At 71.3% G+C, this 13,800-nt stretch carries 10 protein-coding genes and 1 riboswitch; of the genes, 7 read left to right on the top strand and 3 right to left on the bottom strand.

What is annotated here, in order from left to right; translation table 11 throughout:
• Nucleotides 1-133 precede the first annotated feature (133 nt).
• Nucleotides 134-1,405 carry an extracellular solute-binding protein gene (locus tag ACH4EB_RS25555; protein WP_398350008.1) on the bottom strand — a complete coding sequence of 424 codons (1,272 nt, stop codon included), beginning with the start codon at nucleotides 1,403-1,405 and terminating at the stop codon, nucleotides 134-136.
• A gap of 470 nt (nucleotides 1,406-1,875) precedes the next feature.
• Between ACH4EB_RS25555 and ACH4EB_RS25550 the strand changes: the two genes are divergently transcribed.
• The 6 genes from ACH4EB_RS25550 to ACH4EB_RS25525 all read left to right on the top strand — a co-directional run bounded on the left by ACH4EB_RS25550 (nucleotide 1,876) and on the right by ACH4EB_RS25525 (nucleotide 7,923).
• Nucleotides 1,876-2,634, top strand: a complete 759-nt coding sequence (locus ACH4EB_RS25550; RefSeq protein ID WP_398350134.1) for a GntR family transcriptional regulator — start codon at nucleotides 1,876-1,878, stop codon at nucleotides 2,632-2,634.
• A gap of 291 nt (nucleotides 2,635-2,925) precedes the next feature.
• Nucleotides 2,926-5,082, top strand: coding sequence for a carbon starvation CstA family protein (locus ACH4EB_RS25545; protein ID WP_398350007.1), 2,157 nt, complete (start codon nucleotides 2,926-2,928; stop codon nucleotides 5,080-5,082).
• A complete protein-coding gene (locus tag ACH4EB_RS25540) occupies nucleotides 5,079-5,294 on the top strand; it encodes a YbdD/YjiX family protein (protein WP_398350005.1) in 216 nt (71 codons plus the stop codon). The genes ACH4EB_RS25545 and ACH4EB_RS25540 overlap by 4 nt, the downstream gene beginning before the upstream one ends.
• 158 nt (nucleotides 5,295-5,452) lie before the next feature.
• Nucleotides 5,453-5,728 (top strand): DUF3311 domain-containing protein, encoded by a 276-nt coding sequence (locus ACH4EB_RS25535; RefSeq protein WP_398350003.1) that lies wholly within the window; start codon nucleotides 5,453-5,455, stop codon nucleotides 5,726-5,728.
• Nucleotides 5,725-7,359, top strand: coding sequence for a monocarboxylate uptake permease MctP (mctP, locus tag ACH4EB_RS25530; protein WP_398350001.1), 1,635 nt, complete (start codon nucleotides 5,725-5,727; stop codon nucleotides 7,357-7,359). The genes ACH4EB_RS25535 and mctP overlap by 4 nt, the downstream gene beginning before the upstream one ends.
• Nucleotides 7,360-7,413: 54 nt before the next feature.
• The gene (locus ACH4EB_RS25525; protein WP_398350000.1) at nucleotides 7,414-7,923 is read left to right on the top strand and encodes a GNAT family N-acetyltransferase; all 510 of its coding nucleotides are present in this window, start codon (nucleotides 7,414-7,416) and stop codon (nucleotides 7,921-7,923) included.
• Nucleotides 7,924-7,947: 24 nt separating this feature from the next.
• Here ACH4EB_RS25525 and ACH4EB_RS25520 read toward each other — a convergent pair whose 3' ends face one another.
• Both ACH4EB_RS25520 and ACH4EB_RS25515 read right to left on the bottom strand, forming a co-directional pair.
• Nucleotides 7,948-9,306 carry a TolB family protein gene (locus tag ACH4EB_RS25520; RefSeq protein WP_398349998.1) on the bottom strand — a complete coding sequence of 453 codons (1,359 nt, stop codon included), beginning with the start codon at nucleotides 9,304-9,306 and terminating at the stop codon, nucleotides 7,948-7,950.
• A gap of 90 nt (nucleotides 9,307-9,396) precedes the next feature.
• A complete protein-coding gene (locus ACH4EB_RS25515) occupies nucleotides 9,397-10,539 on the bottom strand; it encodes a TolB family protein (protein ID WP_398349996.1) in 1,143 nt (380 codons plus the stop codon).
• Between the two features lie 524 nt (nucleotides 10,540-11,063).
• A riboswitch (cobalamin riboswitch) is annotated at nucleotides 11,064-11,204 on the top strand.
• Nucleotides 11,205-11,361: 157 nt separating this feature from the next.
• Between ACH4EB_RS25515 and ACH4EB_RS25510 the strand changes: the two genes are divergently transcribed.
• The gene (locus ACH4EB_RS25510; RefSeq protein WP_398349995.1) at nucleotides 11,362-13,800 is read left to right on the top strand and encodes a ribonucleoside-diphosphate reductase subunit alpha; all 2,439 of its coding nucleotides are present in this window, start codon (nucleotides 11,362-11,364) and stop codon (nucleotides 13,798-13,800) included.

Raw genomic sequence — 13,800 nt, 5'->3', positions numbered from 1 at the left:
GGACGGCCGGCTCCCGTACGGAACCCGTTCGGTGGCGGTCCCCGCGGCTGGCGCCGCCGCGGGGACCGCGTTCACTGGTGCCGGGGCGCGTCGTACGGACCGGTCCGGGCCGGTCCGCAGGGCGCGCCGTCGGTCACTGCTTCTGTGCGAGCCGCTTGTTGATCTCGCCCTCGACGTCCTTGGCGGCGTCCGCGGGGGCCTTGCCGCCCAGAACCGCGGTCATGTAGCTCTTGATCGGGTTCGGGGTGTTCTCGACCTGGGCCCATTCGGGGATCAGCGGGGTGGTGCCGCTGGACTTGGCGGCGCCGGGCGCGGCGGCCGCGGCGGCCGGGTTGTTCTTGGCGGCGTCCTGAAGGTCGGGGGACTTCGGGCTCCAGCCGACCTCCTTGACCATCTGTGCGTCGTTCTTCTTGGACAGCGCGACCCGCAGGAACTCCTTGGCCAGTTCCTGCTTCTGGCCGCCGCCGGCGACGGCGAAGTTGGAGCCGCCGAGGAAGACGCCCTCGGGCTTTTCGGCGGTCTCGCCCGGGATGGGGAAGAAGCCGATGTCGTCCTTGATGGCGGGGTTGGCCTTGACGGCGGTGGGGGCCTCGTAGCCCATGGCGATGATCGCGCCGGTCTTGCCCTTGGAGAAGATCTCGGCCTGCTGCGGGGTGGCCTCGTCCTTGTTCTTGGGGGCGGTGCTGAACGCCTGGTACTGCTTGTAGATGTCCATGGCCTTGGCGACCTTGGGGTCACCGAGGTTGGAGACCCACTTGCCGCCTTCCTGCTTGACCAGGTCGGCGCCGGTCCCGATGGTCAGGCCGTCGAAGAAGTACCAGTTCTGGCCGGGGAGGTAGAGCGGCTCGGCGTCGGTCTTCTGCTTGATGGTGTCGAGCGCCTTGAAGAGTTCCGAGCGGGTCTTCGGCACGCTCTTGATGCCGGCCTCGGCCCAGATCTTCTTGTTGTACATCACCACGCGGTTGCCCGCGTACCAGGGGAGGGCGTACTGCTTGCCGTCGGCCATGGCCGCCTTGTTGAAGGAGTCGTTCCAGTCGGCGCCGATCTCCTTCTTCAGGTCGCCCAGTTCCGCGAGCGCGCCGGCCTTGGCGTACGCGGCGGTCTGGGTGTTGCCGATCTCGACGACGTCCGGCGGGTTCTCCTCGGAGAGGGCGGTGGTCAGCTTCTGCTGGATGCCGTTCCACTGCTGGACGCGGAACTCGACCGTGGCGCCGGTCTTCTTCTTGAAGTCCTCGGAGACCTGCTTGGTCCACTGCGTCGGGTTGGAGCCGTCCATCACCCAGACGACGAGCTTCTTGCCCTTGAAGTCCCCGGCCCCCGCCGACTTGCTGTCGCCGGACCCACAGGCAGCGACACTCACCAACATTCCCGCGACCGCCGTCGCCGCTATGAGTCCACGCTTCATTGCGCTCTCCCCTGAAAACCGTGAGTGGTCTTTAATGGTTTAGACCAGTGCCCGCAGCTTGGCCTAGACCTTTTGGGGTGTCAAGGGTGTATAAGAGTCGCTGTCAGGTCCGTTACCGGACCGACATCTGGGGCCTGTCGCCGCGGCAGGGCGTGTCTTCCGGGTCGGCCTGGAGCAGCCCGCGGCGTCCGGTGCGGTACGTCGCAAGGCGGAGCAGTGCCCTCGGACCGGGCGTCCGTGGGTGAGGCGACAACGCCGCGCGAAGCCGCGCCGGGCGCCACGGGCCCAGGCCGACCCGGAAGACACGCCCGAGTGGCGTCCGTCCGCAGGGCGGACGCTACGTTGGCGTCAGGCCCCGCGAACGGGCACGGACCAGCAAGGGAGCATCGGGACCCCACCCGTGCCACGATGAGCCGCTACGTACGGAGGAGCCGGTGACGGCAGCGCGACAGGAGTCGGAGAGGCGGGTCATGGAGACCGACGGGGGCAGCAGCGCGGACAACGGCGGCGCACGCACGGCCCGCGTGCCCAAGTACTACCGCCTCAAGCGCCACTTGCTGGAGATCACCGAGACGCTGCCTCCGGGCACGCCGGTCCCGCCGGAGCGCACCCTGGCGGCGGAGTTCGACACGTCCCGTACCACGGTACGCCAGGCACTCCAGGAACTGGTCGTCGAAGGGCGGCTGGAACGCATCCAGGGCAAGGGCACGTTCGTCGCCAAACCCAAGGTCTCGCAGGCCCTGCAACTGACCTCCTACACCGAGGACATGCGGGCCCAGGGACTGGAGCCGGCCTCGCAACTGCTGGACATCGGCTATGTCACCGCGGACGACCGGCTCGCCGGGCTGCTGGACATAGCGGCCGGCGGCCGGGTGCTGCGCATCGAACGGCTGCGGCTGGCCAGCGGCGAGCCGATGGCCATCGAGACCACCCACCTGTCGGCGAAGCGCTTCCCCGCACTGCGCCGCAACCTCGTCAAGTACACCTCGCTCTACACGGCGCTGTCCGAGGTCTACGACGTCCGGCCCGCCGAGGCGGAGGAGACCATCGAGACGTCGCTGGCCACGCCGCGTGAGGCGGGGCTGCTCGGCACGGACGTGGGCCTGCCGATGCTGATGCTCTCCCGGCACTCCCTCGACGCCGAGGGCGCGCCGGTGGAGTGGGTGCGCTCGGTCTACCGCGGCGACCGCTACAAGTTCGTGGCCCGGCTGCGGCGCCCGGCGGACTGATCCGGAAACGGCGGGGCGCGGGCCCGGCGGACTGACTCGGAGCGGCGGGGCGCGGGCCCCTACGCGGCGGGGTGGGGCCCGGCCAACTGACACCCATACGCGGCGGGGCGCGGCCCGGCTCCGGCGTCCCGCCACCCGTCCGGCACATGGCGCGCCCCGCCCCACGTCCCGGGGCATGGCGACCCACCGCTCCCCCAGGTGTCGCGCCCGCCGCTCCCACGGGGGTATGGCGCGACCCGCCCTGTTGGCTCTACGGTCCTTCCGTCGTCGCGTCGACAGGAGGACGTACAGGTGCGCCCAGCAGGCCGGCCGCGAGCCGCCGCCCAACCCCGCAAGATCGCCCTGTGGACGGTCGTGGCGCTGGTCGGCGCCGCCGGCTGGACGCTGCTCGCGCTGGCCCGCGGCGAGGAGGTCTCGGCCGCCTGGATGGTGGCCGCCGCCCTCGGCTCGTACGCCATCGGCTACCGCTTCTACGCCCGCTTCATCGCGACCCGCGTGCTGAGGTTCGACCGGACCCGGGCCACGCCCGCCGAGCGGCTGAACGACGGCGTCGACTTCCACCCCACCGACCGCCGGGTGCTGCTCGGCCACCATTTCGCGGCCATCGCGGGGGCCGGACCGCTGGTCGGGCCGGTGCTCGCCGCCCAGATGGGGTATCTGCCCGGCACCATCTGGATCATCGTCGGAGTCGTCTTCGCGGGCGCCGTGCAGGACATGGTCGTGCTGTTCTTCTCGACCCGGCGCGACGGCCGGTCGCTGGGGCAGATGGCGCGCGAGGAGATCGGCGTGGTCGGCGGGGCCGCCGCGCTGCTCGCCGCCTTCGCCATCATGATCATCCTGCTGGGTGTGCTGGCGCTGATCATCGTCAACGCGCTGGCGGAGTCCCCCTGGGGCACCTTCTCCATCGGCATGACGATCCCCATCGCCCTACTGATGGGCTTCTACCTGCGGGTACTGCGCCCCGGCCGGGTCACCGAGGTCTCCCTGATCGGCGTCGCGCTGCTGCTGCTCGCGCTGGTCGCCGGCCGCTGGGTCGCCGACTCGTCCTGGGCCGACACCTTCACGCTGGAGCCGGGGACACTGGTCGTCTGGCTGGTGGCGTACGGGTTCATCGCCTCCGTCCTGCCGGTGTGGACGCTGCTGGCGCCGCGCGACTATCTCTCCACCTTCATGAAGATCGGCACGATCGCGCTGCTGGCGGTCGGCGTGCTGGTCACGCTGCCGAACCTGAGGATGGACGCGGTCACGGACTTCGCCGGGCGCGGCGACGGCCCGGTCTTCGCCGGGTCGCTCTTCCCGTTCGTCTTCATCACCATCGCCTGCGGCGCGCTCTCCGGCTTCCACGCCCTGATCTCCTCCGGCACCACGCCCAAGATGGTGCAGAAGGAGACCCAGATCCGCATGATCGGCTACGGCTCGATGCTCATGGAGTCGTTCGTCGCGGTGATGGCGCTGGTGGCGGCCTCGATCATCGACCCGGGGCTGTACTTCGCGATGAACGCGCCGGCCGGCGTCATCGGCGACACCGTCCGGTCGGCCTCGCAGGCCGTCGCGCACTTCGGATACAGCATCTCCCCCGACCAGTTGGCGGCCGCGGCCAAGGCGGTGGAGGAGCACACCCTGCTGTCCCGTACGGGCGGTGCGCCCACCCTCGCCGTGGGGGTGGCGGACATCTTCTCGCAGGTGTTCGGCGGCGCCGGGATGAAGGCGTTCTGGTACCACTTCGCCATCATGTTCGAGGCGCTGTTCATCCTCACGGCGCTGGACGCGGGCACCCGGGTGGGCCGCTTCATGCTCCAGGACATGCTGGGCAACGTCTACAAGCCGTTCCGCAGGGTGAGTTGGAAGCCGGGACTGGTGCTGTGCAGCGCGGCCGTGGTCGCGCTGTGGGGCTACTTCCTGTGGGTCGGCGTGCACGAGCCGCTCGGCGGCATCAACCAGCTCTTCCCGGTCTTCGGCATCGCCAACCAGCTCCTGGCGGCGGTCGCGCTGACCGTCTGCACGACCCTGCTGGTCAAGTCCGGCCGCCTCAAGTGGGCCTGGATCACCGGCCTCCCGCTCGCCTGGGATGTCACCGTGACCCTGACCGCGAGCTGGCAGAAGGTCTTCTCCGGCGACCCCAAGGTCGGCTTCTTCACCCAGCGTGCGGTCTACCAGGACGCCGTCGACGCCGGGAAGGTGCTGCCGCCCGCCAAGAACATGGCCGACATGCACACGGTCATCACCAACTCCACGGTGGACGGCGTGCTGTCGGCGGTCCTCGCCCTGCTGATCGTCGTGGTGGTCGCGGACGCGGCCCGGGTGTGCGTACGCCACCTGCGCGACCCGGCCGCCTCCCGGCTCAGCGAGGCCCCGTACGTGAAGTCGGCGATCGTCGCGCCTGCCGGACTGGTGGCCTCCAAGGAGGAGAAGGCGGAGGCGGCCGCGGCGGGACGGAGCGGGCCGTGACGGAGGCACGGGCGGCGGCCTCGGCGCGGCGGGTACTGGGCGCGATCCGTTGGTATGTACGGGAATTGACCGGCGAGAGCGCGTACGAGCGTTACGTCGCACAGGTCCGGCAGCACACCCCCGACGCGCCGGTGCCCAGCCGCCGTCAGTTCGAGCGGCAGCGGGCCGCCGCGCGCGAGCGCGACCCCCGCTCCGGCTTCCGCTGCTGCTGAGGCCCGGTGTCGGCGGGGGCGCCGGCGGCCGAGGCGGCCGGCGTCGTTGCCGTACCGATATGCGGACAGGTAGTGACGCGTACAACTTCCCTGGCTTAGATTTCCTGCCCATTGCACGCGTGATCACCAAGGGACCGCCAGGGAACGGAGCCACGGCCATGCCAGAGCCGTCCGAATCAGCCGGAACACCAGCGGGCAGAGCCGCCCCGGTCGTCACGCCCAGCCGCGTGATCGCCGGACTGTGCCTGGCCGCGCCCTTCGTGGCGATGCTGTGGGTGAGCTCGTACGCCAAGGTGGAGCCGACCCTCGTCGGCATCCCGTTCTTCTACTGGTACCAGATGCTGTGGGTGCTGATCTCGACCGCGCTCACCACGGTCGCCTACAAGCTGGTCCAGCGTGAGAAGCGGCTGCGCAAGGGGGGTGCGTCGCGATGAAGGACGGCGTGAACGGCGTCGCGCTCGCCGTCTTCATCTTCTTCTTCGTGGCCGTCACGGTCATGGGCTTCCTGGCGGCGCGCTGGCGCAAGGCCGCGCAGTCCGACAACCTCGACGAATGGGGCCTGGGCGGCCGGAGCTTCGGCACCTGGGTGACCTGGTTCCTGCTGGGCGGCGACCTCTACACCGCGTACACCTTCGTCGCCGTGCCCGCGGCGATCTACGCGGCGGGCGCGGCCGGGTTCTTCGCCGTGCCGTACACGATCCTCGTCTACCCGCTGATCTTCACCTTCCTGCCCCGCCTGTGGTCGGTCTCGCACAAGCACGGGTACGTCACCACGTCCGACTTCGTGCGCGGCCGGTTCGGCTCCAAGAGCCTGTCGCTGGCCGTGGCGCTCACCGGCATCCTCGCCACGATGCCGTACATCGCACTGCAACTCGTCGGTATCCAGGCCGTACTGGACGTGATGGGCGTCGGCGGCGGCGAGACCACCCACTGGTTCGTCAAGGACCTGCCGCTGCTGATCGCCTTCGGTGTGCTGGCGGCGTACACGTACTCGTCCGGGCTGCGGGCGCCCGCGCTGATCGCGTTCGTCAAGGACGGGCTGATCTACCTGGTCATCGTCGTCGCGATCATCTACATACCGATCAAACTGGGCGGCTTCGACCACATCTTCGCGGTGGCCCAGGACGCCTTCGCGCAGAAGAACCCGGCGACCGGCAGGCCCCGCGGGGAACTGGCCAGCGGGCCGGACGCGCAGTGGGCGTACGCGACCCTGGCCCTCGGCTCGGCGCTCGCGCTGTTCATGTACCCGCACTCGATCACCGCGACGCTGTCCTCCCGCAGCCGCAACGTGATCCGCCGCAACACCACCATCCTGCCGCTCTACTCCCTGATGCTCGGACTGCTCGCGCTGCTCGGCTTCATGGCGGTGGCGGCCGGGATCACGGTGCGGAACGGCCAGCTTGCCATCCCGCAGCTCTTCGAGGACATGTTCCCCGACTGGTTCACCGGCGTGGCGTTCGCCGCGATCGGGATCGGCGCGCTGGTGCCGGCCGCCATCATGTCCATCGCCGCGGCGAACCTGTTCACCCGCAACATCTACAAGGACTTCCTCAGGCCCGGCGCCACCCCCGCGCAGGAGCACAAGGTTGCCAAGCTGGTGTCGCTGCTGGTCAAGGTCGGTGCGCTGATCTTCGTGCTGACCATGGACAAGACCGTGGCGATCAACTTCCAGCTCCTGGGCGGCATCTGGATCCTGCAGACCATGCCCGCTCTGGTCGGCGGGCTGTTCACCCGCTGGTTCCACCGGTGGGCGCTGCTGGCCGGCTGGGCGGCCGGCATGGTCTACGGCACGGTCGCGGCGTACGGGGTGGCCAGTCCCACGCAGAAGCACTTCGGCGGCTCCAGCACGGAGATCCCCGGCATCGGCGAGATCGGCTATGTCGGCCTGACCGCGTTCGTCCTGAACGTCCTGGTCACCGTCGTCCTCACGGTCGTCCTGCGCGCCACGAAGGCCCCGGACGGCATCGACGAGACGTCCCCGGAGGACTACACGGCGGACGCGGGCGACAAGGGCGTCCAGGCCGAGCTGCCCCCGGCCACGGTGGGGGTGCCGGCGGGGCGCTGAGGGGCCGGTGCGCTGCCGGGGGCCGTTGTCACACCCCCGGTGCACACTTGCCTCATGGATATCACGATCAGGCCCGCGCGGCCGACGGAGTTCGAGCGGATCGGCGACCTCCTCGTGGCGGCCTACGCGGCGGACGGGCTGCTGGCGTTCGGGGCCGACGACCCGTATGCGGGCAAGCTGCGCGAGGTCGCGCACCGGGCGGAGCACGCCGAGGTGCTGGCGGCGGTCGACGCGGACGGCGCGGTGCTGGGGGCGGTGACCTTCGCCGCCCCCGGCAGTCCGTACGCCGAGACGGCCCGGCCGGACGAGGGCGAGTTCCGGATGCTGGCCGTCGCCCCCGACGGCCGCGGGCGCGGGATCGGTGAAGCGCTGGTGCGCGCCTGTATGGACCGCGCCCGCTCGCTCGGCCTGTCCCGCATGATGCTCTCCGCCATGCCGCACATCCTGACCGCCCACCGCATGTACGAACGCATCGGGTTCACGCGCATACCCGAGCGGGACTGGTCTCCCGTACCGGGCATCACGCTGTGGGCGTTCACCTGCGACCTCGACCGGGCCGCTTAGCGGCGGCCGGGCCGGTCGTCCGCGTTACCGTCCCATCCGCCGGACGAACACGTCCGCCACTCCGTTCGTGTCCCCGGGGACCAGGTTCGCCGCGTCGGAGTCGAAGGCGAGGACGCGGCCCGTGGCGTCGGTGGAGGCGTTGAAGGACCAGGCCTGGGCCGGGGAGCCGTCGGCGGCGACGCTGACCCGCTCGACGGTGCCGGTCCGCATGTCGCGCGCGAAGACGTCCTGCGCGCCGTTGGTGTCGTCGGGCACCAGGTCCGGGACCGAGGACTGGAAGTACAGCCGGCGGTTGTCGGCGGACAGCACGCCGTGGCCGGAGGAGCCCGACTGCGGCTGCTTGCCGTCGTGGGTGTACGTCATCTGTTCCGTCGTGCCCTTGACCAGGTCGCGTACGAACAGATCAGCGCGGCCGGCCGGATGGCCGGGCACCACCTCGCCGTACTGACTGGAGAAGACCGCGTGGCGGCCGTCGGGGCTGAGCGAGGCGTTCCAGGCGCCGACCGTCTCGCCGGTCGAGCTGAGGCTCGCCACGCTCGTGCGGCCGGTGTCCAGGTCGTGCAGGAAGAACGGGTAGCTGTGCGGCTTGCGCAGGTCGGATTCGCCGCGAGCGGGCCGCGCGGCGGCCGGGGGCAGGTTCTGTGCCTTGGAGGTGAAGCCGACCTTGCGGCCGTCGTAGCTGAGCACCGGGCCGGCGGACGGGCCGGTGGCCTGCTCACCGGTGACGGAGACGCTCACCCGCCGCACGGCGCCCGTCCCGCGGTCGCGGACGAAGATGTCCTGGGCCTTGTTCGTGTCGCCGGGCACCAGGTCCTCGCGGCTGGAGGCGAACGCCACGGACCGGCCGTCGGCGCTGATCACCGGCATCTGGGAGCCCTGCTTGCCCTGCGGGGGGCGCCCGTCGACGGTGACGCTCCCGGTCCGCCCGGTGCGGCGGTCGTGGACGAAGATGTCGGTGTCGGCGTTGGTGTCGCCCGGCACCAGGTTCGTCGCGTCGGACTGGAAGGCGATGTAGCGGCCGTCGGCGCTGATGGTGGGTGTGGACGACCAGGAGTCGGCCTGGGCCCCGTCGCTCGCCACATCGACCCGTTCGACGGCGCCCGACCTCAGGTCCTTGACGAAGATGTCCGACTGCCCGTTGGTGTCGCCGGGCACCAGGTTGGTCGCGGCGGAGTCGAAGGTGACGTACCGGCCGTCGGCGCTGAGCGCCGAGCCGGACGAGCCGCCGTTGCCCTGGGTGCCGTCGGCGGCGACGCTGGCCCGCTCGGTGCCGGGCGGCGGCGCGGACCGGGCGCCGGCCGTCGTGGCGGGCAGCAGCGCGGCGAGCGCGCACACGCCCGTCACTGCGGTGAGTCTTCGTGCGGTGGTGCGGGTGGGCCTCATGGTCGGTTCCCCTCCTGGTCGGTGCGTTGGGTGCGGCCCGTGCCCGCGCGCCGGTGTCGCGGCACGCGGGCGCGTCGGCGGGCCGGTACGTCAGTGCCGGAGCCGGCGGACGAAGACGTCGCCCGTCCCGTTCGTGTCCCCGGGCACCAGCCCGGCGTCGCGTGAGTCGAACGCGGCCAGCCGCCCGGTGGCGTCGGGTGCCGCGGTGTTCGTCCAGGACGCCGACTGGCCGCCGCCCGCACCGACGTTGATCCGCTCGACGCGCCCGGTCCGCAGGTCGCGGACGAAGCCGTCGACCTGGCCGTTGGTGTCGCCGGGCACCAGGTTGGTGGCGGCGGAGGTGAAGAAGAGCCGCCGGTTGTCCGCGCTGAGCCGCCCGTCGGAGGACCAGCCGTTGCCCTGGGAGCCGTCGTGCGCGCGGGACAGCAGCCGGGTGGTGCCCTGCTCCAGGTCGCGGGCGAAGAGGTCGTACGTGCCGTTGGTGTCGTCCGGCACCACGTCCGCGGCCAGGGCGGAGAAGACCGCGTACCGGCCGTCGGGGCTGAGCCCCGGGGACGGCGACACGCCGACGACGGCGTCCGTGGTGCTCAGGCTCGCCGGCCGGGTCCGTCCGGTGTCCAGGTCGTGGACGTACATGGGGTCCTGCGGCGGCGGCCGGCGGAAGCCGGGCCCGGCGGGGGTGAGGTTCCGCGCCTTCGAGGTGAACGCGATCCGGCGGCCGTCGGCGCTGATCGACGGGAAGGCGGACGCGGCGTCGGCCTGGGTGCCGTCACTCGCCGCGCTCACCCGTCGTACCGTTCCCGCCCGCACATCGTGAACGAAGATGTCCAGGCTCTCGTTGGTGTCGCCGGGCACCAGGTCCGGGCGGTGAGAGCCGAAGGCGAGCCGGTGGCCGCTGCCGCTGAGGGCGAAGTTCTGCACCCCGTACCCGTACGGGGACTTCCCGGCGCCCGCGGTGGGGCTGGTGGTGCGCCCGGTGCGGCGGTCGTGGACGAAGACGTCGCCCTCGTCGTTGGTGTCGCCGCTGACCAGGTTCGCCGCGCTGGAGTAGAAGGCGACGTACCGGCCGTCGGCGCTGATCTCGGGCGAGCCGGACAGGCCGTCGCCGAGCGTGCCGTCGCTGCCGACGCTGACCAGGTCGACCTTTCCCGTCCGTAAATCCTTGACGTAGACGTCCTGGTGGCCGTTGGTGTCCGTGGGCCCCAGATTGGTGGCTTCCGAGGTGAATGCCACGAACCGCCCGTTCGCGCTGAGCTTCGGATCCCCGGAAAAACCGTTTCCTTGCGTTCCGTCCGCGGCCACGCTGACCCGCTCGGTGACCCCGGCCGCAGGCGAAGCGGCCGCCCCGGACGCGGGCAGCACCCCCGCCACGGCACACGCTCCCGCCACCAGACCCACGACGCGCACGGCGCCACGCGCCCCACCCGTTCTTCGCATGTTTCCCCCCTCACACAAGGCCCCCACCCGCCCCGCCGGCCGACGGAGCAGACAAGGAGCCAATACGCTTCAGGGGGCCCGGTCAACGCATCAGGGACGTTCCGCGCCACCAATACGCCCCCTGCATCAGCCGCTGTCCAGGCCGTTCGGAACGGCCGGGCAACGGCTTCGGAACCCCCCGGGAACGGCCTCGCAGCCGCCTCGTGACACCCTCTCGGAGGTCCCGGCCCACCCCCGGAGCGCGCCCCGAACGGCCGCCGAATACCACGGCTTCGGACAACCCCGCGCCAACGCGACACAAGATATGGGGGTGGGTGCACGAGGCAGCACAAGATGTATGCTCGTGCTCGCTGTCGTCGCAGGGGAATCCGGTGCGAATCCGGAACTGTCCCGCAACGGTGTACGAAGTGCGTAAACCGCACCCGTGAGTCCGAAGACCTGCCCACAGCACGTCCACGCCGGAACCGGCGCGGACGTCGATACGTCCGGGTCTCGCGGGTTGGACCGGTGGACGCTGCGCGGTGTGCCCGCGCGCCCCTTGCCGTGCCGGGGGCGCCGCACGCCCGCACGCGCCGCCGTGCCCTCCCCGGACCCTCGCCGAGTGAGGGAGAGCAGCACGTGACCATCGCGCCAACGGAGCCCGCAGCAGCCGAGCAGGTCGCGCAGCCCGCGAAGGACACGCAGCCCCGGCAGGGCACCGGCGGCCGGGCCGAGGACGGCCCCGGCGCCGCCCTGCTGCGCACGCTGACCGACCTCACCGCCGACCTGCCCGCCACCGACCCGGGCAAGATCGCCGCCGCCGCGCTGCGCGGCCGCCACCCCGGCTCCGACGAGGCCGAGCTGCGCTCGCTGGCCATGGAGGCCGCGGCCGGCCTGATCGGCGACGAGCCGCAGTACTCCAAGCTCGCCGCCCGCCTGCTGACCCGCGCCATCGCCGAGGAGGCGGCCGCGGAGGGGGCGACCGCCTTCTCGGCCTCCGTCGCCGTCGGCCACCGCGAGGGCCTGATCGCCGACAGCACGGCGGAGTTCGTACGGACCCACGCGGCCCGCCTGGACGAGTTGGTGGAGCGCGCCCTGGCGGACGGCGCGGACGACCGGTTCGGCTACTTCGGCCTGCGCACCCTGCACTCCCGCTACCTGCTGCGCCACCCGATCTCCCGCCAGGTGATCGAGACCCCGCAGCACTTCCTGCTGCGGGTGGCCTGTGGCCTGGCCGAGGACCACAGCGAGCGGGCCCTGGCCGACGTCGCCGAGCTGTACCGGCTGACCAGCACACTGTCGTACCTGCCCTCCTCGCCGACGCTGTTCAACTCCGGCACCCGGCACCCGCAGATGTCCTCCTGCTACCTGCTGGACTCCCCGCTGGACGAGCTGGACTCGATCTACGACCGCTACCACCAGGTGGCGCGGCTGTCGAAGCACGCCGGCGGCATCGGCCTGTCGTACTCCCGGGTCCGCGCCCGCGGCTCGCTGATCCGCGGCACCAACGGCCATTCCAACGGCATCGTGCCGTTCCTGCGCACCCTGGACGCCTCGGTCGCGGCCGTGAACCAGGGCGGCCGGCGCAAGGGCGCCGCCTGCGTCTACCTGGAGACCTGGCACGCGGACCTGGAGGAGTTCCTGGAGCTGCGCGACAACACGGGCGAGGAGGCCCGGCGCACCCACAACCTGAACATCGCGCACTGGATCCCCGACGAGTTCATGCGCCGCGTGGAGGCCGACGCCGACTGGTCGCTGTTCTCCCCCAGCGACGCGCCCGAACTGGTGGACCTGTACGGCGACGAGTTCGACGCCGCGTACCGCAAGGCCGAGGCCGAGGGCCGCGCCGTCAAGCAGGTCCCGGCCCGCGTCCTGTACTCGCGGATGATGCGCACCCTCGCGCAGACCGGCAACGGCTGGATGACCTTCAAGGACGCCGCCAACCGCACCGCGAACCAGACCGCCGAGCCCGGCAAGGTCGTGCACTCCTCGAACCTGTGCACCGAGATCCTGGAGGTCACTGACGACGGCGAGACCGCCGTCTGCAACCTCGGCTCGGTCAACCTCGCCGCCCACCTGGGTGACGACGGTGAGATGGACTGGGAGCGGCTGGACGCCACGGTCCGCACCGCCGTGACCTTCCTGGACCGCGTGGTGGACATCAACTTCTACCCGACCGAGCAGGCCGGCGCCTCCAACTCCCGCTGGCGCCCGGTGGGCCTGGGCCTGATGGGCCTCCAGGACGTCTTCTTCCGGCTGCGGCTGGGCTTCGACTCGCCCGAGGCGCGGGAGCTGTCCACCCGCATCTCCGAGCGGATCATGCTCGCGGCGTACGAGGCGTCCGCCGACCTCGCCGAGCGGCACGGCCCGCACCCGGCCTGGTCCGCGACCCGTACGGCCCGCGGCGTGCTGCACCCCGACCACTACCCGAACGCCGAGCCGCGCTGGGCGGACCGGTGGGCGGCGCTGCGCGCCCGTATCGCGGCGACCGGGATGCGCAACTCGCTGCTGCTGGCCATCGCGCCGACCGCCACCATCGCCTCCATCGCGGGCGTGTACGAGTGCATCGAGCCGCAGGTCTCGAACCTGTTCAAGCGCGAGACGCTGTCGGGCGAATTCCTCCAGGTCAACGCGTACCTGATCGAGGAGCTGAAGGCGCTGGGCCTGTGGGACGCGCGCACTCGTGACGCGCTGCGCGAGGCCAACGGCTCGGTGCAGGAGCTGGACTGGATTCCCGCCGGCATCCGCGAGCTGTACCGCACGGCCTGGGAGATCCCGCAGCGCGCGCTGATCGACATGGCGGCGGACCGTACGCCCTACCTCGACCAGAGCCAGTCGCTGAACCTGTTCATGGCCTCCCCGACCATCGGCAAGCTCAGCTCGATGTACGCGTACGCCTGGAAGCGCGGCATCAAGACCACGTACTACCTCCGCTCGCGTCCGGCGACCCGTATCGCCCAGTCCGCGCGCGGCACCGGCGGGGGCGCGCAGCCCGCTCCCGTCCCCGCTCAGGCGGCCGATCCCGAGGCCGTCGCCTGCTCCCTGGAAAACCCCGAGTCCTGCGAGGCATGCCAGTAA

Source organism: Streptomyces sp. NPDC018045, from assembly GCF_044327445.1.
GTDB lineage: Bacteria > Actinomycetota > Actinomycetes > Streptomycetales > Streptomycetaceae > Streptomyces.
The sequence above is the reverse complement of the archived record's forward strand: the minus strand, read 5'-3'. Positions and strand labels throughout refer to the sequence as shown.

Bases quoted from the DNA above. Each gene is read 5' to 3' on its own strand.
- ACH4EB_RS25535 (WP_398350003.1), top strand. From the start codon at position 5,453: ATGCCAGAGCCGTCCGAATCAGCCGGAACACCAGCGGGCAGAGCCGCC.
- ACH4EB_RS25550 (WP_398350134.1), top strand. From the start codon at position 1,876: ATGGAGACCGACGGGGGCAGCAGCGCGGACAACGGCGGCGCACGCACG.
- ACH4EB_RS25520 (WP_398349998.1), bottom strand. From the start codon at position 9,306: ATGAGGCCCACCCGCACCACCGCACGAAGACTCACCGCAGTGACGGGC.
- ACH4EB_RS25555 (WP_398350008.1), bottom strand. From the start codon at position 1,405: ATGAAGCGTGGACTCATAGCGGCGACGGCGGTCGCGGGAATGTTGGTG.
- ACH4EB_RS25525 (WP_398350000.1), top strand. From the start codon at position 7,414: ATGGATATCACGATCAGGCCCGCGCGGCCGACGGAGTTCGAGCGGATC.
- mctP (WP_398350001.1), top strand. From the start codon at position 5,725: ATGAAGGACGGCGTGAACGGCGTCGCGCTCGCCGTCTTCATCTTCTTC.